Origin of the sequence: Eudoraea sp. (assembly GCF_039969275.1) — a bacterium.
GTDB lineage: Bacteria > Bacteroidota > Bacteroidia > Flavobacteriales > Flavobacteriaceae > Eudoraea.
The window spans coordinates 144,619-164,741 of record NZ_JBDVOC010000013.1; the positions used below are offsets into that span (position 1 = coordinate 144,619).

The following is a 20,123-nucleotide window of genomic DNA, read 5'->3' on the forward strand; positions in this document are numbered from 1 at the left end:
ATCAGCGCACCCCATGCATTAGTCTTTTTAAAACCGGATTTAGTAATATCGCAATAAAACCAAAAGCAATAGGCACCAGGGTGAACATTAAAAAGAAAGTACTTAAAGAATACTGCTCCGAAATTTTATCTATCATTCCCCCCATAGTTCCTGCCGCTTTTTGTCCTATAGCTATGGCGAGGTACCAAATACCAAACATAAACCCGATCATCCTGGCAGGCACCAGCTTACTCAAATAAGATAAACCCACAGGTGAAAGACATAATTCTCCCATCGTATGAAGCAAATAAGCCAAAATAAGAAAAATCATACTTACTGAAGCCGTTTTTGACCCAGGTGTAATTCCTGTGGAGCCATAAGACAAAATGGCAAATCCAAGACCCAAAAGTATTAATCCCAGACCGTATTTCATCGCAGCACTCGGATTGTACTTGCTTTCCCACCATCGCGAAAACATAGGAGCCAGGGTAATTATAAAAAAGGAGTTTAAAATTCCAAACCAGGATGCATCTATCTGATTTCCCTCTTGCGAAAATTTGTCAGTTAACCTATAAATAACCAATCCCCAAATCCCAACAAATGCCAATCCCAAAACAATATTTGATAAGCCAATTCTGGAATATGTTTTTTTAAATAACAGATATAAAACCCATGTAATAATTATGAGAGGTACGGTTGTGAGCAGAGCATCCACTACTTTAAAGACCATTGCAGAAGAGCCCACCAAATTTCTATTGGTGTAATCTCTTGCAAAGAGGGTCATAGATCCTAACGCCTGTTCAAAGGCGGCAAAGAAAATTACAGTAAAAACCCCAAAGAAAACGACTGCAATAATCCTGTCTCTTACCAAAGGAATATATCTTGAAATCCTTGAAACAAGAAGAATAAGGAACAAAACTAATGCAAAGAGTACTACAAAATTAGAACCTGATAATCCCCCAATCTCGAAAGGCAATAAACTATCCCCACTTATCTTCTCAATAGGATCATTAAAGAGATAGAGCAATCCTCCAATCGATGACAGGACTATAAGGACATAATCAAATGTGGTAAACGGATTTAATTTTTCCACCGCCTTATCTTCTTCAATAATCTCAGGAGACTCTTCATTTATGTTTTGAGGCAATTCTACCTCATAAACTTTGCTCGGTTTACCACCTATACTGCCAAATAAATTTTTAGCTAGCAAAAATTGCATCATTCCGAAAAACATAAAAATACCTGCCAGTCCAAATCCCCAGGACCAACCAAAATTCTCAGCTAGATATCCACATAGCATCATTCCGAAAAATGCGCCAGCATTTACTCCCATATAAAATATAGTGTATGCTCCATCCTTTTTGGATTCTTTGCCTTTATACATTTCCGAAATAATCGAAGTAATATTAGGTTTAAAAAACCCGGTTCCTATCACCAAAAAGGCAAGACCCAGATAGAAAGTAGTGGTAGTTTCTAAGGCCATAAAGGCATGACCCAAAGTCATAATAGCGCAACCTATTACAACAGCAATACGATATCCCGTAAATTTATCTGCAATATAGCCTCCAACAATAGGAGTTAAATAAAGTAATGAAGCATAGGTACCTATAAGTGCCAGGGCATGTTCTCTTGGCCAATCCCATCCCGGATTATCACTGGCAAATGGGGCAGTAAGGAAGAGGATCAAAAGAATACGCATTCCATAAAAGGAAAAACGTTCCCACATTTCGGTAAAAAACAAGACAAACAGGCCTGCAGGATGTCCTAAGACTTTATCCTTAAAAAGATTCTCGATATCAGTATTCATTTGTTATAGTTTGGTTGTTAATATAAGGTAAAATGCCCTGCTCTAAGCCATGGCCTTAATGGGCCAGGTCACCCTCTTCCTCTTCAGCTCCGTGTGTTAGTCTTTTTAAGGGTTTAAGGACAGCGATCACCAACAAGCCGAAGATGACACAAAAGATGGTAATCCCGGCAAAGATATTGAGCTCACCAGCCTCGGAGGCCGATTCTCCTATTAATCCGGCGACCTTATTTCCCAATCCGGTAGCTGCAAAATAAACCCCCATCATGAGGGCACCATAACGTACAGGAGCCAGTTTGGTTATAAAAGAGAGCGCAACCGGAGAGGCACATAATTCACCAATAGTGTGGAAAAGATAAGCCAGTGCTAACCAATATAGCGCCGATTTGCCCATACTTTCATACTGCATAGAGGCAAAGACCATAAAAACAAATCCTAAGCCCATGATGATAACTCCATTTGCCATTTTAAAAAGTGAGGATGCTTCATTCCCTCTATGTTTCCACCACATCCAGAAATTGGCAACCGGAACAGCAAATAGTATTATATAGAAAGGATTGAAAAACTGAAAAGCGGCAGCAGGAATTTGATAGCCAAATAAGAACCGGTCCGTCCTGTTCTCTGCATACAAGTTCATCAGGCCGCCTGCCTGTTCAAAGGCCCCCCAGAAGACGATTACTATGATAAAAGAAAGTAACAAGACCAGGTAACGATCCTTCTCTATTTTTGAACGCAAGTCCCCGTAAATGGTTACCATCATGCCTACAACCATAGATAGGAATAAAAAGAAAACAATATAGGCAAGCTTCTGATTCTCTATGTAGTACCACGCCACGATACTGGAAGAAAGGGCGAGGAGAAAAGTGACCAGCAAAGGGGTCCTGGTACTGAATTGCTTGGTAAAAATATCTTTTATTGACACGTTGTCGTTATCGGCCTCTATTGCCTTTGGCTTGTTTCCTACAGTCACCAGGTATTTTTGTCCCGAAAGGTAGATAACCTGGCCCAAGACCATCCCAATAGCCGCTAAACCAAAACCGGCATGCCATCCCCACATATCGGCTACCCATGCCACAATCAAGGCAGCCAAAGCTGCACCGGTATTTATCCCAATGTAAAAAATTGAAAATCCTTTATCCCTGCGTTCGTCTCCTTGTCGGTACAAGCCCCCAACCAGGGTAGATATATTGGGTTTAAGCATCCCTACCCCGGCGATGATCAGTCCTAAGCCGGAATAAAAGGCCCACATAAGCTCTATAGATAAAATACCATGACCGGCCACCAGTAAAAAGCCTCCAATCATAACGGCTCTTTTTTGCCCGATTATCTTATCCGCTATAATGCCCCCGGGAATAGAAGCCACATAGACCAGCATTGTATACCAGCCGTACAAGGACAAAGCCTCTCCGTCTAACCAGCCTAATCCGGGGTTATCTCCCCTGGTTTGCGCTGTCAGATACAATACCAGAATACCTCTCATTCCATAGTAGGAGAAGCGCTCCCACATTTCAGTCATAAACAGAATATAGAGCCCTGTAGGGTGTCCAAAGAGTTCTTTCTGGTGTGCTGGTTTTGTTGTCGTAGCCATGGCTTGTTTTGGTTTGTTATAGATTGTTTTTTATGAAATTGGTCATTTTGGTGTATAAATGTAACCTGGTATTACCTCCGTGAATACCATGGTCTTTGTCCGGATAAATTGCCCATTCAAATTGTTTATTGGCCTGTACCAAGGCTTCTATCATTCGCATGCTATTTTGCACATGTACATTGTCATCCCCGGATCCGTGCACCAACAAATAATCTCCCTTTAATAGCTGGGGATAATTAAATGGTGAATTCTCATCGTAACCTCCGGGATTTTCAGCCGGGGTTCTCATGAATCGTTCTGTATAAATAGTGTCATAAAAACGCCAACTAGTGACCGGTGCAACTGCAATGGCCAATTCAAAAGTATCGCTGCCTTTCAGGATGCAGTTTGTAGACATATGCCCGCCAAAACTCCAACCCCATATCCCCGTTCTATCCGGGTCTATAAAAGGGTACTCACTTAGTTTTTTAGCTGCAGCAATTTGATCCTCAGTTTCATATTTCACTAAATTCAAATAAGTCACCTTCTTAAAATCACGTCCCTTAAAACCGGTACCCCTGCCATCCACACAAGCAACAATATAACCCTGCGAAGCCAGAATCTGATGCCAATAGTCATTTGCACCCATCCATGTATTGGCCACTTGTTGAGAGCCCGGTCCGCTGTACTGAAACATTAGCAAGGGATATTTTTTGGAAGGATCAAAATCTTTTGGTTTCACCATCCACATATTCAACTCGTTGCCGTTGATAGATGTAGTGGAAAATTCCTTAGGGTTTAGTTCATATTGCCCCAGTATGCTAACAAGGCTACTATTATCTAAAATATCTTTTAACTTAGCTCCTGATACAGCCTTATGAAGGGAGAATTCAGGAGGTGTACTGGAATTGGAAAACTCATTTATGAAATAAGTAAAATCTGCACTAAACTCAGCAGAATTGGTTCCTTCTTTTGAAGAGAGTCTCTTCTTATTCTTACCGCTAATTTCAATACTATAGACATCTCTGTTTATTGATCCATTCTCAGTAGACTGGTAGTAGATTCTATCCTTCTTTGGATCATATCCATAGTAATTGGTTACTTCCCAGTCTCCCCTGGTAATCTGGTTTATTAAATCCCCGCTTTCAGAATGCAAGTATATATGATTATATCCATCCTTTTCACCGGTCCAGATAAAGCTATCATCAGCCAGAAAAGTAAGGTTATCTGTAATATCTACATAAGCTTCATCTTTTTCTTCAAGTAAAAGAGATACCGTGTTATTTTGGAGGTTTACAGCATATAAATTTAATTTATTTTGGTGTCTGTTTAATGTTTGAACACTTATATAATTCGGATCGTTCATCTGAGTTACCCTGGGTATGTAATAGGCATCCGGGAGTGAGATTTCTGTAATTTTCTCTGATTCAATATCATAGGTATGCAAGGTAACTACAGAATTATTTTCCCCGGCTTTGGGATACTTAAAAATATATTGAAAAGGATATAAGTCTGTTCCATAAACATCCATTGCATATTCAGGAACAGCAGTTTCATCAAATCTTAAGAAAGCAATTTTTGTCCCGTCTGAGTTCCATTCAAAGGCCCTGACAATTTTAAATTCCTCTTCGTATACCCAATCTGCAATGCCATTAATAATCTTATTCCTCTCCCCGTCTGAGGTAATTTTTAATATTTTGCCATCCGCTATATTAAAGAGATACATATTATTATTGTTAGCAAAAGCTATCCTTTTCCCATCCGGTGAAAAAGTGGGTTCCTGAATCCATGTGTCTGCTATTTGAGTTATCCTTTTGGTGACTACATCATAAATGTAATAGATCCCTGCTTTAGAACGCCTGTAGATTGGAACCTCTTCTGTTGCAAGTAATATTTTTGATTCGTCTTTACTAAAGGTATATGAACTAAATGCCGCTTTTGAACTTAAATCCTGCGAAGAGACCACAGTTTCTAACTTCTCCAATGTATTATAATCGTATTTATCAATGCTGACAATTCCTTTGGCTATATCTGTATTTAGAACTGTGTAATGTTTACCATTTTTTAAGGGGTAAATCACTTCCATGCCTTGGGTTGCATAGGCCCCTGACCAAAGTTCTTCCAGAGAAATCTTTTTTTGTTGGGCAGATGCGTAATTTAAAAAGCAAACGGCAAGAAAAATAAGAACGAAAGATTTATTCATAAAATCTAAAAAAAATTATTATAAACTTCCAAGTTTACTAATATTTTTGCGAAAAAAATAACTTTAATCTTAAAATATTACAACTTTATACCTTAATCCCTCTAATGAAGAAACCCCTTAGCATAATTGTGTAATCACTATCTTTGCCTTCATAGAACAATAGCTTATGACAACACCGATCCAGGGTTTTTCCAAACTTTCCAAAGAAGAAAAAATCAATTGGATTGCCGATAATTATACTGATAATTCGGATACCACAATACAAATACTTAAAAAATACTGGAATGCAGATATTGTGTTACAAAAACTCCATGACGAATTCATAGAGAATACGATCAGTAACTACTACCTTCCCTTTGGAATTGCTCCTAATTTTCTTATTAATGATAAATTATATGCCATTCCAATGGCTATTGAAGAAAGTTCTGTTGTTGCGGCCGCCAGCAAAGCTGCCAAATTCTGGCTGGATAAGGGCGGATTTAAGACGAGGGTACTAGGTACCCAAAAGATAGGCCAGGTACATTTTATCTTCAAAGGTTCTTCAGAGAAATTACAGGTATTTATTGATGAAATAAAGCCAATATTCATTAATGATACGAAGTCCATCACCCGAAATATGGAAAAACGCGGGGGTGGAATAACATCCATAGAACTAAGGGACCGGACGAATAAACTAGAAAATTATTATCAGTTGCATTGTAAATTTGAAACCCTAGATGCTATGGGTGCAAATTTTATAAACTCCTGTTTGGAGCAATTGGCTACCACCATGAAAAGAGAAGCCCAAACCTATACCTTGTTTAACAAAGATGAACAGCAAATAGAAGTTGTAATGAGCATTCTTTCTAACTATGTACCGGAATGCCTTGTTCGAGCGGAGGTAAGTTGCCCTGTTAATGATTTAGAGGTGGAACAGTCTGTTTCCCCACAAGAATTCGCAGAAAAAATGGTTAGGGCAGTTAATATTGCTAACGTTGAGCCCTATAGAGCGGTTACCCATAATAAAGGTATAATGAATGGGATAGATGCTGTCGTTCTGGCTACAGGTAACGATTTCAGGGCGGTAGAAGCCGGAATACATGCTTATGCAGCAAAAGATGGATCTTATCGAAGCCTTACGCACGCCTCTTTGGAGGATGGTATTTTTAAATTTTGGATAGAAGTGCCTCTGGCCTTAGGAACCGTTGGAGGGCTTACCAGATTACATCCATTAGTAAATCTCGCTCTGGAGATTTTACAAAAACCCTCAGCCCGAGAATTAATGCAAATTGTTGCAGTGGCCGGATTGGCTCAGAATTTTGCCGCGGTCAGATCATTAGTCACAACAGGGATTCAGGAGGGCCATATGAAAATGCATTTGCTAAATATTCTTAATCAAATGAGTGCCTCAGATGATGAAAAGAAAACTTTGGTCGCCTATTTTAAGAAGAATGCTGCCACTCATAGTGCAGTTGTTGAAGCACTTCAAAATTTACGGAACAGTCTATGACGCAACAGTTCTACAGCAATGGAAAATTGTTGCTTACAGGCGAGTACGCAGTTCTTGACGGTGCATTATCCTTTGCCCTGCCTACAAAATACGGACAAACCTTAACGATAAAAGAATTGGATTCTCCAGTGATCTTATGGACAAGCCTGGATGAAAAAGGAGAAATATGGTTTCATACCTCTCTGCAATTAGAACTTTTTGGGGAATCGGACGTAGAAATTCTAAATGAAGTGGAAAACCTGTTGACATCTGAAGATAAGGTATCCAAAATGCTATTGAAAATTCTGATGGAGGCAAAAAGGTTGAATCCTGATTTTTTAAATGGAAAAATGGGATATGAAGTACATACAAACCTAAGTTTTCCAAGGAATTGGGGACTCGGATCTTCCTCTACCCTAATTAATAATATTGCGCAATGGGCAAACGTTGATCCTTATGCTCTTTTATCCAAAACATTTAATGGAAGTGGATACGATATTGCCTGTGCACAGCATAATCGCCCAATAATTTATCAAATTAAACGCAGGGACCGATTTATAAAAGAAATTGAATTTAGCCCGCCATTCATAGACGCTTTGTTCTTTGTACATCTCAACAGAAAACAGAACAGCAGAGAAGGGATTACCAGATATCAAGAACAGGAATTTGAAAAAGAAGTATTAATTAATAAAATTTCAGAACTGACAGAAGAATGTATTTGTTGTACTGAATTAACCAGATTTAAGGAACTGATGAACATTCATGAATTGCTTTTGGCAGACATCCTTAATCTGACACCTGTAAAAGAAAATCTATTTCCTGACTTTGAAGGGTCTATCAAAAGTTTAGGGGCATGGGGCGGAGATTTTGTGCTTGCCATAGGTAAAAAAAACACCCCTGAATACTTCAGTAATAAGGGATATAAAACTGTAATTCCATTTGCGGAAATGATATTATAAAAAAAAGCCTCTCATATGAGAAGCTTTTTTATGCTAATGATTATTTAAGATCCTTTTCTAAAAAGTTTTTACTTGTAAGCGATATTATTCTTAATAGAAAGTTGCTCTGTTATCTATAATCTCTGAATTTTCCTTTAAGGCATTGAAGACACTTGCATTTACCCGAGTCGCATTTGAAGCCTGCAAAGAATTTGCAAATGTGGTATAATTTTCCAGCTTAGGGCCATCCTCTTTTTTGGTTACTTCAATTTTAAAAACTCCGGTTTCACCTTCAATAAGATCAGAAACATTCCCCTGAGGCAAAGCGAATGCCGTGCCCACAACCAAAGGTTCTCTGCCGGCGCCCGGTATTGTAGGAGTTTTTACTGTTAATGAAGAGGCTGTAGATATATTAGTATTATTGCCTGAAGCTAAATCCTCCAAGGATTTCCCCTGGTTTTGAGAAATAATTTTTGCAGCTTTTTTTACTTTGCGAATCTTCGGAAGGACATTAGCTGAAGCATCTTCAACAGACATTAAACCTTCTTCATACTTCGCTGTTAGCTGCACAACAGCATAACCGTTACTAATTCCAAACCTCTTAATATCACCTATTTCTGTTTCTGTATTAAATGCCCACTGAACAATAGATCGTTGGTTAGAAAGTCCTGGAAGGTTTTCGTCCAATTCATTTATTTTATTAACAGGTCTTACTAAGTATTCATTTTCTTTTGCCAAATCGGAAAATGGCTTTTCTGATGAGGTTGCTGCCATTTCAAATTTAGTCGCATCTGTAAACAATGTATTTAATGTTTCTTCTGAGGCCTCAATTTCCCTGCTTAAAGTTGCCAACTGAACAAGATCTTCCTTATCATCAACACGCACAATATGATAACCAAATTCTGTTTCAACCAGACCAATATGTCCCTCGGCATTTCCAAAAGCAAAATCATTGAACTTAGGTGTCATTACCCCTTCCTGAAAATAACCCAAGTCACCGCCTCTTGGGGCAGATGGCCCGTCCGAATTATCTCTTGCAAGTTGGGCAAAAACTGCTCCTTCGGCTTTTGCTTCTTTTAGTAAATCGTTTGCTTTGGCCTCAGCTTCTTCTTTAGTTCTCTTGATTTCAGGGTTTGCTCTTTCGGCTCCTTCCCAGGTAATTAGTATATGACTAGCCTTTGCAGATCCATTGGGTTTTTTGTCAACCATTTTGGTTATTTTAAAGCTTTCGCCATCTTGATATGGTCCAAATAGCTCTCCAATATTTAAGGCCATTAAGGTATCCGCAAATTTTATCGGAAGTTCATTTTTTGACTTATAAATAGTATCGAATTTGCTATCAGAATTTCTATCAAGAAAAGCAGCGTTGTCTGTTGTATTTCTAAATCCAGGAATGGTATCTGTTTCATCGCGTTCTTCAAAATATTCCACGGTATCACCAAGAAGTTTTGTTATTTGATCCTTTATGGCAGTCTCATCTTCAATAGAAGCTTTATCTTCAAAATAGACGAATTGAATATCTCTGGAACTTTGCTGTTTGTATTCTTCCTCATGTGCAGCAATATAGTCCGAAATTTCTTTTTTAGTAATAATAAAAGTACTATCCGGAATGGATGTGTAAGGAATTCTTACATATCTGATATCTACTTTATCTGTAGTTAATTTATAATCCAATTCCCCTTCTTTCAAAGTGGCACCAACTCCTGCTCTTATTAAATTAAAATACGTTTGTTCCTTTGAGCTTTGAATTATAGCCTCTTCGTCCTGCAACCAATCGTTATATTGCGCAGGGGCATTAATTTTCAATTCAGCAATAAAATCCCGAAATTTTGTTTCATCAAATATTCCATTCTCATCAGAAAACTGAGGATTCTGTGCTATTCCGGGGCTCGATTTAATTACATTTATTATCTGATCCTGTTCAATAGAAATCCCCAGATCTTCAATCTGTTGTCCTAAAATAGTGTTTCGTTCTACCTGGGTCCAGACAGAATTCACTAATTGCATGGATGAAGTTGTTGGTCCGGACCTTCTTGATGCCCTCTCAATTTTTCGTCTAAAGTCGTCTATAGAAATTTCATCTCCATTAATTTCACCTACAGAAGACCCAACTTTTCCACCAGAAAAATCACTACCGGTAAAAATTCCAGAAATTACAAACGCAAATAAGGCCATCCCAATGATCAGGATTAAGATAGTTGTTCGTTTTCTAATATTCTCTAGAATTGCCATTTTTTGTTTATTTAAAATCAGTTGGCGAAATTAGTATTTTCCATTAAGAAATAAAAACTTAAAGCCTGCTATCTGGCTCATAATTATGGGACTAATCCTTTTCCAGGACCTGAAGTGATACTAAATCTATTTTTGTGTTGGAAACTTCCAGGATTGTAAACAGAAAATGCTCTATACAAATTTCAGAATTCTGGTCGGGGATCTCACCTGTTTCGTTCACGATCAGTCCGCCAAGTGTTTCGTATTCCTCGCTTTCAGGAAGTTCCAGCTTGTATTGTTCATTAAGGTAATCTACTTCCAACCTGGCAGAAAATTTATATGTATTACTATTTAGTTGCTCTTCCAGTAAATCTGTTGAATCATGTTCATCCTCTATTTCGCCAAAAAGTTCCTCCACAATGTCTTCAACAGTCATTATTCCGGAAGTACCGCCATACTCATCGAGTACTACCGCAATGCTTTTTCGTTTTTTCGTCAACACATTAAGAATATCCTGAATTAACATGGTCTCCGGCACAAACTCTACCGGCAACAGTATACTTTTAATTATTTTAGGCTTCTTAAATAGCTCATAAGAATGGATATACCCAATAATGTTATCTATAGTGTCTTTAAAGACTAATATTTTTGATAAGCCGGTTTCGGTAAAAAGTTTAGCCAGGTTTTTTGGAGTTTCATGTAATTCCACTGCTATAATTTCAGTCCTTGGAACCATAACTTCCCTTGCCTTTACTGCAGAAAATTCAAGTGCATTCTGAAAGATCTGAATCTCAGAATCTACCTCATCCTCTTCCATCACAGTTTCCATTTGTTCTGTAATATAGTCCCCTAATTCAATCTTGCTAAAAGCCAATTGTACTTCATCACCGTCTGTTTTAAAAAAGGCCTTTAGAAGTACATCGGAAACTTTAATGACAAAATCAGAAATAACGGAAAACAACAAATAAAAAAAATAAGCGGGAACCGCCAAAAATTTAAGAAGTTTGTTTGCATAGATCTGAAAAAGCACCTTGGGTAAAAATTCTGCCGTAAGCAAAATAATAATTGTGGATATTAACGTCTGTGTCAAGAGGCTAAAATCTGTAAGCATAAGTTGAACAAAGTTATTTTCTGAAGGTAATTTTGTTTGGAACCAATTCATCAATAACTCTCCCATGTACAAACCATAAACCACTAAGGCAAAATTATTACCAATGAGCATGGTAGCAATAAACTTTGAAGGCTTTTTAGTCAGCCGGGTAAGTATCTGTGCCAGGAGACCTTCCTGCTTCTTTTCAATTTCAATGTGAATTTTATTAGCCGATATAAAGGCGATCTCCATTCCGGAAAAGAATGCGGATAACAACAAACAAATGCAAATAATAAGTAGGCTAGAGTCCAAGGCTATTGCTGATTATCACGTTTTCGCTTTTCGAAACGTTTTCTATAGTTACGCCTAAAAATAAACATTCCTATAGAGACAAGCGCAAAGAAAATAAAGATGTAAGTACCCTCTCTGTCTATATTCCAAAGTTCTATTATCTTATATACTGATATTATGGCAACGAACAGGTACAGGTATTCTGTATATCTAAGTATTTTAATCATGTTTGATCTTCCTTAATTGTGATTAATCCATAAGTCTTATGGGCATTGAAGAAACTAAAGTCTTTATTAAAATCCATTCCCTCTCCATCCATAATTGTCCCATCTTCCGGATTGGTAAATTTAAATTTACGTTGCGTAAAAATCCACTCATTTGTCTGATCATAAAAAAGCTGAGGGGCTTCAAGCTTTTTTCCATCATGAGATTCGATTACCACATTACCCTGAAGGTCTATTAAATTAGTGTTAGAATAAATAATCCCGTAGTCTGCCTTAATGGTACTTTTATTGTTTTCAGCATCAAACAAATCCACCTCTAAGCCATTTGGAAAAGTCCTAAACTTAAATCTCATATTGTCGTAATCTTCACTCAACGGGCTTTTTAAAATGGCAATGACCCTGGAATCTTTGATGTCTTCGCTTCCCAATTTTTCAGGAGTTTCTGTATAGGTAAGGACAAAATTTTGAGCAACTCCCTGAGGATATATTGTTTGCTGTGCTTCCTCACCCACCCTTTTATAATTATCCTTACATCCATAAAACAACAATGCCACAGAAAAAACTATGGCAATGTTAATAAATTTATTTCCGTAAGGATTATCCATTATTATAGATTAGGCACTGTTACGCTGCCTCCCACCCAACAACTAAAGCTAATGGTTTTACCAGCCATTCCAGAATTAAAGATATCCGTCTTTGAAGGTGCTTTGGCGCTATAGCTGGCAGCAGATTGATTTGCTCTTCCACTTAATGAGGGATCAACTCTCCCTGCTTTTCTAGCCATATCCGCTGCTTTCCAATAAATTGCTCTTTTTTCAAATGGTGTACTACCACAATCATTCGCACTTGTAGCATATAAATTTGCAATTAATAAATATGCTTTCCCGTTGGAAGAATTTGCATCTATAGCTTGTAAAGCATATCTTCTTGATGTAGATTTACTGGATCTTCTATAACTGGTTGCTATCTTATACGCAATATTTGATTTCTTTTTGGAATCTGTCTCCAATTCAAGAGCTTTATTAAAATCTGCTATAGCCCCTTTAGTATCACCAGATTTTCTTTTTAGAGTTCCTCCATATACATAGGCAGTAGCTGAAGGATCCAATGCTAACTGCGCCTCAAACAATTTTTGGAACATGGGATCATCTGTACATTCTTTGCTAAACATTCTTCCTACCGCCCTTTTTACCCAGGTGACGTCGTTTTTCTTAGCTTCAAAACTCTTTTGATAAAGAGGAATTAGATTTTCACAATCTGCAAGAGCACCTAATTTAGAATCCACACTTCCGGCAATCTTACCATAAGATTCAGAGTTTGTAGTGGCTACTTTTAATCTTCTCTTTTCTTTTGAAGTAAGGGTACCTGCCTCTTCCTTGGGTAACAATGTGCTAATTATGTCTGTTAGTTTAGCATTCTCTTCATCTATTTTTTCAGTAACGTCATCATAAGTGTCAAACACTGTTTGAAGATCTTTTTTCCCCTCATTATAAAGGTCTACAAGACTTGAAAAATAAAGATAAAGTGCTTTTGGGTTTTTAAAATTTGATGCGTCTTCTTCAAAGGCAACCAGAAGCATATTATATAGTTCTTCATCAGAAGCCATCTTATTATCATATAATAATAATGCCTTGTCTATGGCAACAACCGCCTTGGGAAATTTATCCGGGAAAACTTTTAAACTATTATCGTATAATGCAAGCAAGTCGCTTATAAAACCATCTTTTTCGGCGCCGGAACTATTCTTAATCTTATAAGACAGAATTTTTTCTCCCAGCGAAAAATTTGCTTTATTTATCGACGGACATGTTTCATATACCATTTTCCAAGGGGTATATGCCGCATCGTAGTTTTTTACTTTTGCGTGCTCGGCATAGATAGAAAGATTGGTCATACATTCGGGGTTTTGGGCTTGTGCATTTGTTGTGCCCGCTATTGCCAGTAACCCAATCATCATACAGTATATCTTCTTTTTCATCGTGTATTAATTTTAAAGTGGTTAATGTACTAAATTTTTATCAATTTATTTTCCTTTTTTGGAACCATTTATCGTTGAATGACAGTCCTACACTGACTTTGAAATAACTTTCTTCAATTAAACTCGCTACTGTGGTACCTCGTTTACCGTATTCAAAACCAACATTCATATTGGAAAAACCTCCTCCAACTGGTAACCCAAGACCAAAAGTTATGCCAAAATCATGTATCGAGGTATCATTTACTAACAAGCCCGTTTTGGAAGTACGCGCACCAGCCCTATAAGTGATTCTTTTCAAATAACTGGTAAATGAAGCATAATCAGGTATAAAGTATCCGCCTACCCTAAAAGTATTGGCATCTTCATATGCTACATTTTCAGGGTCAATAAAGTCATTTCTAAATGAACTTGCAGCCTGAAAACTATATTCTGCCCCTAAAAACCATTTTTTATCCCGCCCAAATCCAAGCCCAAAAGTAGTAATTGTTGGGATTTTCAGTTCTGTATTTCTAAGATTGTCAGGTTCTAAATTTACATCTCTTACTTCAATTTCCTCACCGGTACTTAATGAAAATGAACCTAATCTTTCAGTATTTGAAGACACTAAATTAGCCTGTGTATTTACAGTAACTGAGCTAAATAGAGTGTATTTATTTTTAATGCTGGGAGTATAAGTTACTCCATAATTAAAATCATAACCGCTAATCTCAGATTCACGGATGTCTATTGTTCCATACTGAACTCCTTCAATACTTTGAAGACTCTGGTATTGCAGGTTACCAAAACTAAAATTTACTGTTGCCCCAACATGCAGATTTTTGGTAATTTCATATCCCGCTGACAAAAATGCTTTATTTAAGCCCCCATCCCCTGAAAACTGATTTATTACCGTATCCTGGGTGGCATTTGTAGTTTCAGAAAAAACATTATAGCCAACAGCCGTATAAGGAAGAATTCCTATTCCAACACCAAACTTTGGTGTTATGGGAAATGCCAGGGAAATATATTCAAGAGTAGTGACAGAAGAACTTTCTTCATCAGTAAAATCTTTCAATTTTACCTCTTTATGTCCCCCCGCTGCCGTAAAAGTCACTAACCTGAGTTTCCCGTAAGCGGCAGGATTATTTAAGTTGACATGAATACTATCTGTATACATGCTTAATCCTCCCATAGCCTGATTTTCTATAGTAGCCTGAGGTCTGAAATCTCCTATTCCACCAAATGAATAAGGTGATACAGTTCCGTTACCACTCTGGGAGTATGATGCTATTGCCGTTAAGCAGAGTATTAGCAATACGATTTTCTTTACCATCTAGCGTTTGTTGTATTCCAGCAAATAATTCAAGCCCTTTAGGAGAAAATTAGAATGCGCAAATATGGTATTTTTTAATCGTTTAGACAAAATTTGAGCGTCACCGCCTGTTAAAATAACTGTTAAATCTTCAAAACGCGATTGGTATTGACCTATGACCCCATCTATCTCGGCACAAATGCCATTTAAAACGCCACTATGGATACTTGCATCTGTAGAATTTCCTATTATATCATTGAAATTCTTCGGTTCTAGCAAAGGTAACTTTGAAGTGTGCTCATGTAGTGCCTTATAGCGCATACGTAAGCCGGGAGAAATTGCACCTCCCAGGTACTCACCATAATCATTTATCATATCGTAAGTTATACATGTACCCGCGTCAATGACCAGGGTATTGGCATCAGGATTATGGTAGAAGGCCGCGGTGGTAAGCGCCACTCTGTCCATACCTAATGTCTGGGGCGTAGCATAGGAATTCTTAAAGGGAATATTAGTGCTATGACTCAATAGGTGTACCTCAACAAAAACTGTTAATAGTGAAATATATTTTTGATCCAAAACACCTACCGATGAAATAATTGCTGTTTGTATATCTGGGTAATCTTTAAATACTTTTTTTACCAGCTCAGGAAAGTCTTCTGGCACCAGCTTTTGCTGCCATAACAGCTTATGTTCCTGAAAAACGGCCAGCTTTACATAAGTATTCCCGACATCAACAATAAGGTTCATAATGCAAAGATTATAAAATGTAAAAAAACAGCAGGCTTTTTTTTCTTTTTTGTTTGTAGTTCCTAAATTTGAAAGTATATTTGCCCCCTCCTTCGCGTGACGCTTTTGCTTACGCTTCGGAGGGTGCTGACCCTCAAATAATGAAGGTACCTTAGCTCAGTTGGTAGAGCAACGGACTGAAAATCCGTGTGTCCCTGGTTCGATTCCTGGAGGTACCACTTAAAGCGCCAAACCCACTCCTTTAAAAAGGAGTGGGTTTTTTATTTCCCCAGACGTGGAAAGTTCACTTTCATAAGGATTGGGGAAATAAAAAATCTCCTGCCGAAGGCAGGAGGGTTTGGCATTTTCAGGAGAGGGAACAAAGGAAAAACGACCCCGATAACTATCGGGGGAGTTAGTCCTGAAGGAAAAAATGAAGTACGAAGTGGGAGGTGATAAAATGGAACCTATAAAAGTCTGCTTTTTTCAGAGTCCGAAAAACGAAAAATCTCCTGCCGAAGGCAGAGAGGTTTGGGATTTTCAGGCGAGGGAACAAAGGAAAAACGACCCCGATAACTATCGGGGGAGTTAGTCCTGGAGGAAAAAATGAAGTACGAAGTGAGAGGTAATGAAATGGAACCTATAAAAGCTTGCTTTTTTTAGAGTCTGAAAAACGAAAAATCTCCTGCCGAAGGCAGGAGGGTTTGGCATTTTCAGGCGAGGGAACAAAGGAAAAACGACCCCGATAACTATCGGGGGAGTTAGTCCTGGAGGAAAAATGAGGTGCGAAGGAGGACATACTAAACTACGAAGTGGGAGGTGATAAAATGGAACCTATAAAAGTCTGCTTTTTTCAGAGTCCGAAAAACGAAAAATCCCCTGCCGATGACAGAGAGGTTTGCCATTTTCAGGAGAGGTTCCAAAGGAACAATACAACCAGATTTTAGCTCATTTAACGGGTGATCAAGTACCAAAATAATCTTCAAAGTATGTCTAAAAGTTGGCGGCAGTTGTGTTATTTAGCAGGAAGACCTTTAATTTTCTTCTCTAAAATGGGGATTTCCAGCCCTATAATAAAACGCCATCGTTCAAATTTTATCTTCGTCAAAACATCTGAAGTTCCGTCGTCAGGTGTTCCATCGGGTATATCTATATCATCCACCACAGTGTTCGAAGTACTGGAATAGGTAGTACCTAAAACGATATGCCCCCACTTCAGTTTCAAATCCGTACCCAAGCCAAAATGCCAATAATCGTCCTCGAGTTTAAAATCGCTCTGGTTCTGATCTATAACATCAATGAGGTTTACACTGGAATTCCTGGCCGAAAAATCTGAGCTAAAGCTCGAAATTATTTTTAAAGAGGGAGACACATATAAATCCAGGCCAGCTCCAAAATTTATCACCGATTCAAACTCTTCTTCAAAAGGTTTGGGATCAAGGTTGGTAGCTTCGGCAACACCTTCGGGCAAAACTATTCTTTGGTATCTGTCAAGCTTTGAATGCCAACTTCCGTCCAGGTGAATAGTGCTTTTTCCTATAGGTATTCCGGCACCTATTGAGAAGCTGGCGGCAGTTCTGCGCTTATTTTCCAGATCTCCCGGGTCTGCAAATGCAAAGTAATCCTGTTCAGGACTTATGCCACTCAAGAACTCCTCTGATCTAAGTGAAGCTTTGTCTTTAACAGAGATAAATGGCAGGCTAAAACTCGCTCCTATATCAATGTTAGAAAGACGCCATGCGAGCCCCATTTTAAGAAAAAGGCCATATGTTTTTTGAGAATAACTAAAATTATTAGAATAGCTGACAACACTATTATCCATACGCTCAGCGCTAACAAATACTTTACTCATTCCATTTTTTCTATACATACTTCCAAATAGTGAAAGTCCAATACTAAAATTTTCTTTTATGGGATAAGACCAGGTTATCCCATACCATTCATCTCGCAAAACTTTACGAAATCCAAGATCTGTAAAGCGCCTTGCCTCATTCTCGATAGGATCAAATTCAGGGGTTTCTTGTATCCCAGACGTATAATTTATACTGATATCAGAGCGATAACGGGAAATAATGGCGAAAGCAAATTTGTGTTTTGGCAGAAATTTTAGATTGAAGGTTCCGGCCACAATACTTGGAATCCCGTTAAAATTGGAAGTATTCAGATAAATACTTGTCCCAAGGACATCTTTAAAACTGTATTTAGACCACTCATAGGCTTTTCCGGCAATTACAAAAGAAGGCTTATCTAGCAGGGCCAATCTAGCCGGATTATAAAACGTTAGACCAAGATCATTTGCGCTGCCTGTAACATTGCCGTTTAGCAGTACAGTTTGGTTTCCGTAATTTTCGAATTTGTAATTTCCTTCCTGGGTTTTTCCTTCAATTACCAGAAATAAAAAATAAATCAATAAAAGAAATTGAAGGTTCTTCTTCATGAATAGAAAGTTTGGTCATAATTATTTTTGGTTGGTTGTCTTTGCAAAAAGAACAAGGCTTAAACTACAAGATTTATTCAATAAATGAACCCTGGCATGTGTCTCCCTTACCATGATTAAAGTATTAATAAATTTCTTTCATAAGCCTACGGAACATTTTAAAAAGCATTTAAAAATACCACAAATTATATTGTCTTTGACAACAAAAAATATTTCCACCAAGACATTTCAAGATCCTGCAGGTCTCCAAATCCATATTTTTCATAATGTTTCTGTAGCCTTTACAAATTCAGCCATTCCTTGCTCGGTGAACGTTCATTCTAGTATTCTTCTCAATCTAAAAAGCTACGCTTCAAAATAAAACCAGCTGTAGAACATGTGGCCGGTTTTAAAGTTGAAAAGACCTCAAAATATGAGACCAAGTTCAATGACACCAACCGTAACATATATTTATAGACGTACACTTTGGTTCCTCGGTGCGCCGCATCAAGCACAAAACCCGCTCCTATATGGAGCGGGATTATTGTTTCCTCAGACGTGGAAAGTTCACTTTCCTAAGGATCGGGGAAATAAAAAATCTCCTGCCGAAGGCAGGAGGGTTTGGCATTTTCAGGCGAGGGAACAAAGGAAAAACGACCCCGATAACTATCGGGGGAGTTAGTCCTGGAGGAAAAAATAAACTACGAAGTGAGGGGTAATGAAATAGAATCTATAAAATCCTGCCGAAACCCTCAGAAATACAGCTTAATTTGACCTAATTTTATGGCTTTTTAGCTTTTTTACTCAGTTGATGTTTCCTATCTTTCCCCCATGTAAAAAACCTTATGGAAGAATTAGTCCACAAATTGAGACCCAACGCCAATAAGAAGTACTATCTCTTCTTATCTTCTTATCTGGAAAAAATTATGTCTGACAGTGATGTGGAGATAGATTTTAGTGTTGAAAACCTTATAAAGGATACGCCAATTTCGAGGCCTACTTTCTACACCTATTTCGATGGCCTTGAGGACTTTTACCGGGAATTGATAGAAATCTTTTTTGGTATCCTTCCGGGCTATATGGCCCAAAAAAGTGTGGAACTCAATACAGACGACTTCATAGTAGTTGCTTTTAACATGAAACTTGGTGTAGCCATTAACAATATCAGGAAAACTGCAGGTATTTTTTCTTCTCTAAACCCCTTTTGGAAAAAATACTACCAACTGGCCGTCCATCAAATTTCTGAGTGGTACATCCGCGATTTCAAGACAGAACCGGAAATTGCAAAACAACAGGCCAGATTTGTTTTGAATGAATTGATTTTGCACCCCCATCTTTACTACCGTGATTTAGAAATTTACCGGTCCCTTATGGTCCATCGGACGGTTGCCCAGCAAGTCGCTTAACAATAGTGTTAAGAGTTTTCGTAATTATCCCATACTACAAAGATTTGATAATTTACCGGTCCCTTATGGTCCATCCGAGGATTACCCAGCTAGTCACTTAACAATGGTGTTAAGAGTTTCTTAACTCTTGGGTGATTTATTGTTGTACATTTCAATTGTGATATTAGTTCCCCTGGATTAATATTAACCAACTAGTTCTAAAGAAATGAAAAACTATGGTGTTTCAAATTGCCATTCTATTCGTTTCTGTTGCATTAAAAATGCAACTCAATACCTTCTTGATTTGCAGTGATGTGTAGGTGCTCAAAAAATGTAGTGTTTAGATCTGTTAAAATTTAGTAATGAAGTCTATTGAAAAATAAGGACAAGAACAAAGCAAACAAAAAAGAAAATCCCCCCGATTTAATTTTTAATACGATTGGCCAGCAAGAAAATATGAAGCAAATTGATGCTTTGGTTAGAAGGATGATTACAGAAAATAATGTATTAAAAAAATATTGAGAGTAATTAAATAGGTTCAGGAAGAAC

The 20,123-nt window shown here is 37.8% G+C and carries 16 protein-coding genes and 1 tRNA gene; 7 read left to right on the forward strand and 10 right to left on the reverse strand.

Translation table 11 applies throughout. From position 1 onward, the window contains the following. Position 1: 1 nt before the first annotated feature. Genes ABJH90_RS11940 through ABJH90_RS11950 form a run of 3 tightly spaced genes read right to left on the reverse strand, consistent with a single transcriptional unit; the run spans position 2 to position 5,553 of the window. On the reverse strand, positions 2-1,786 hold the full coding sequence (locus tag ABJH90_RS11940) for a peptide MFS transporter (protein ID WP_348143525.1): 1,785 nt from the start codon (positions 1,784-1,786) through the stop codon (positions 2-4). A 55-nt stretch (positions 1,787-1,841) separates the two neighbouring features. Further along, entirely contained in the window at positions 1,842-3,371 is a 1,530-nt protein-coding gene (locus ABJH90_RS11945; RefSeq protein WP_348143528.1) for a peptide MFS transporter, read from the reverse strand. Positions 3,372-3,387: 16 nt separating this feature from the next. Then, entirely contained in the window at positions 3,388-5,553 is a 2,166-nt protein-coding gene (locus ABJH90_RS11950) for a S9 family peptidase (RefSeq protein ID WP_348143531.1), read from the reverse strand. A 166-nt stretch (positions 5,554-5,719) separates the two neighbouring features. Between ABJH90_RS11950 and ABJH90_RS11955 the strand changes: the two genes are divergently transcribed. Together ABJH90_RS11955 and ABJH90_RS11960 are read left to right on the forward strand one after the other, a co-directional pair. Then, positions 5,720-7,042, forward strand: coding sequence for a hydroxymethylglutaryl-CoA reductase, degradative (locus ABJH90_RS11955; protein ID WP_348143534.1), 1,323 nt, complete (start codon positions 5,720-5,722; stop codon positions 7,040-7,042). Beyond that, positions 7,039-7,980, forward strand: a complete 942-nt coding sequence (locus ABJH90_RS11960) for a GYDIA family GHMP kinase (RefSeq protein ID WP_348143537.1) — start codon at positions 7,039-7,041, stop codon at positions 7,978-7,980. The genes ABJH90_RS11955 and ABJH90_RS11960 overlap by 4 nt, the downstream gene beginning before the upstream one ends. Positions 7,981-8,070: 90 nt before the next feature. On the opposite strand, the gene ABJH90_RS11965 is transcribed toward ABJH90_RS11960, so the two are convergent. From ABJH90_RS11965 to ABJH90_RS11990, 6 genes are all read right to left on the reverse strand, one after another. After that, the gene (locus ABJH90_RS11965; RefSeq protein ID WP_348143540.1) at positions 8,071-10,191 is read right to left on the reverse strand and encodes a peptidylprolyl isomerase; all 2,121 of its coding nucleotides are present in this window, start codon (positions 10,189-10,191) and stop codon (positions 8,071-8,073) included. A gap of 91 nt (positions 10,192-10,282) precedes the next feature. Next, positions 10,283-11,572: a hemolysin family protein gene (locus ABJH90_RS11970; RefSeq protein WP_348143543.1), complete on the reverse strand. Its 1,290-nt coding sequence runs from the start codon at positions 11,570-11,572 to the stop codon at positions 10,283-10,285. A gap of 202 nt (positions 11,573-11,774) precedes the next feature. Continuing rightward, positions 11,775-12,380, reverse strand: a complete 606-nt coding sequence (lptC, locus tag ABJH90_RS11975; RefSeq protein WP_348143546.1) for an LPS export ABC transporter periplasmic protein LptC — start codon at positions 12,378-12,380, stop codon at positions 11,775-11,777. A gap of 2 nt (positions 12,381-12,382) precedes the next feature. After that, a complete protein-coding gene (locus tag ABJH90_RS11980; RefSeq protein WP_348143548.1) occupies positions 12,383-13,753 on the reverse strand; it encodes a hypothetical protein in 1,371 nt (456 codons plus the stop codon). A gap of 40 nt (positions 13,754-13,793) precedes the next feature. Further along, the gene (locus tag ABJH90_RS11985) at positions 13,794-15,065 is read right to left on the reverse strand and encodes a hypothetical protein (protein ID WP_348143551.1); all 1,272 of its coding nucleotides are present in this window, start codon (positions 15,063-15,065) and stop codon (positions 13,794-13,796) included. Beyond that, complete coding sequence (locus ABJH90_RS11990) at positions 15,066-15,794, reverse strand: type III pantothenate kinase (RefSeq protein ID WP_348143553.1); 729 nt, start codon at positions 15,792-15,794, stop codon at positions 15,066-15,068. It abuts the gene before it with no gap. Positions 15,795-15,939: 145 nt separating this feature from the next. On the opposite strand from ABJH90_RS11990, the gene ABJH90_RS11995 reads away from it, so the two are divergent. Both ABJH90_RS11995 and ABJH90_RS12000 read left to right on the forward strand, forming a co-directional pair. Then, positions 15,940-16,012: transfer RNA gene (locus tag ABJH90_RS11995), tRNA-Phe, on the forward strand. Between the two features lie 194 nt (positions 16,013-16,206). Continuing rightward, positions 16,207-16,365: a hypothetical protein gene (locus ABJH90_RS12000; protein WP_348143554.1), complete on the forward strand. Its 159-nt coding sequence runs from the start codon at positions 16,207-16,209 to the stop codon at positions 16,363-16,365. Positions 16,366-16,788: 423 nt separating this feature from the next. Here ABJH90_RS12000 and ABJH90_RS12005 read toward each other — a convergent pair whose 3' ends face one another. Further along, positions 16,789-18,210: a hypothetical protein gene (locus ABJH90_RS12005; RefSeq protein WP_348143556.1), complete on the reverse strand. Its 1,422-nt coding sequence runs from the start codon at positions 18,208-18,210 to the stop codon at positions 16,789-16,791. A gap of 412 nt (positions 18,211-18,622) precedes the next feature. Here ABJH90_RS12005 and ABJH90_RS12010 point away from each other — a divergent pair, with 412 nt between their 5' ends. The 3 genes from ABJH90_RS12010 (at position 18,623) to ABJH90_RS12020 (ending at position 20,096) form a co-directional block, all read left to right on the forward strand. Further along, positions 18,623-18,871: a hypothetical protein gene (locus ABJH90_RS12010; RefSeq protein WP_348143558.1), complete on the forward strand. Its 249-nt coding sequence runs from the start codon at positions 18,623-18,625 to the stop codon at positions 18,869-18,871. A 163-nt stretch (positions 18,872-19,034) separates the two neighbouring features. Further along, positions 19,035-19,595, forward strand: coding sequence for a hypothetical protein (locus ABJH90_RS12015; protein WP_348143561.1), 561 nt, complete (start codon positions 19,035-19,037; stop codon positions 19,593-19,595). Between the two features lie 351 nt (positions 19,596-19,946). Beyond that, on the forward strand, positions 19,947-20,096 hold the full coding sequence (locus ABJH90_RS12020) for a hypothetical protein (RefSeq protein ID WP_348143564.1): 150 nt from the start codon (positions 19,947-19,949) through the stop codon (positions 20,094-20,096). Positions 20,097-20,123 lie beyond the last annotated feature (27 nt).

Bases quoted from the DNA above. Each gene is read 5' to 3' on its own strand.
- ABJH90_RS11980 (WP_348143548.1), bottom strand. From the start codon at position 13,753: ATGAAAAAGAAGATATACTGTATGATGATTGGGTTACTGGCAATAGCG.
- ABJH90_RS11985 (WP_348143551.1), bottom strand. From the start codon at position 15,065: ATGGTAAAGAAAATCGTATTGCTAATACTCTGCTTAACGGCAATAGCA.
- ABJH90_RS11945 (WP_348143528.1), bottom strand. From the start codon at position 3,371: ATGGCTACGACAACAAAACCAGCACACCAGAAAGAACTCTTTGGACAC.
- ABJH90_RS11950 (WP_348143531.1), bottom strand. From the start codon at position 5,553: ATGAATAAATCTTTCGTTCTTATTTTTCTTGCCGTTTGCTTTTTAAAT.
- ABJH90_RS11960 (WP_348143537.1), top strand. From the start codon at position 7,039: ATGACGCAACAGTTCTACAGCAATGGAAAATTGTTGCTTACAGGCGAG.
- ABJH90_RS12010 (WP_348143558.1), top strand. From the start codon at position 18,623: ATGAGACCAAGTTCAATGACACCAACCGTAACATATATTTATAGACGT.
- ABJH90_RS11940 (WP_348143525.1), bottom strand. From the start codon at position 1,786: ATGAATACTGATATCGAGAATCTTTTTAAGGATAAAGTCTTAGGACAT.
- ABJH90_RS12005 (WP_348143556.1), bottom strand. From the start codon at position 18,210: ATGAAGAAGAACCTTCAATTTCTTTTATTGATTTATTTTTTATTTCTG.
- ABJH90_RS12015 (WP_348143561.1), top strand. From the start codon at position 19,035: ATGGAAGAATTAGTCCACAAATTGAGACCCAACGCCAATAAGAAGTAC.
- lptC (WP_348143546.1), bottom strand. From the start codon at position 12,380: ATGGATAATCCTTACGGAAATAAATTTATTAACATTGCCATAGTTTTT.
- ABJH90_RS11990 (WP_348143553.1), bottom strand. From the start codon at position 15,794: ATGAACCTTATTGTTGATGTCGGGAATACTTATGTAAAGCTGGCCGTT.
- ABJH90_RS11955 (WP_348143534.1), top strand. From the start codon at position 5,720: ATGACAACACCGATCCAGGGTTTTTCCAAACTTTCCAAAGAAGAAAAA.
- ABJH90_RS11965 (WP_348143540.1), bottom strand. From the start codon at position 10,191: ATGGCAATTCTAGAGAATATTAGAAAACGAACAACTATCTTAATCCTG.
- ABJH90_RS12000 (WP_348143554.1), top strand. From the start codon at position 16,207: ATGAAGTACGAAGTGGGAGGTGATAAAATGGAACCTATAAAAGTCTGC.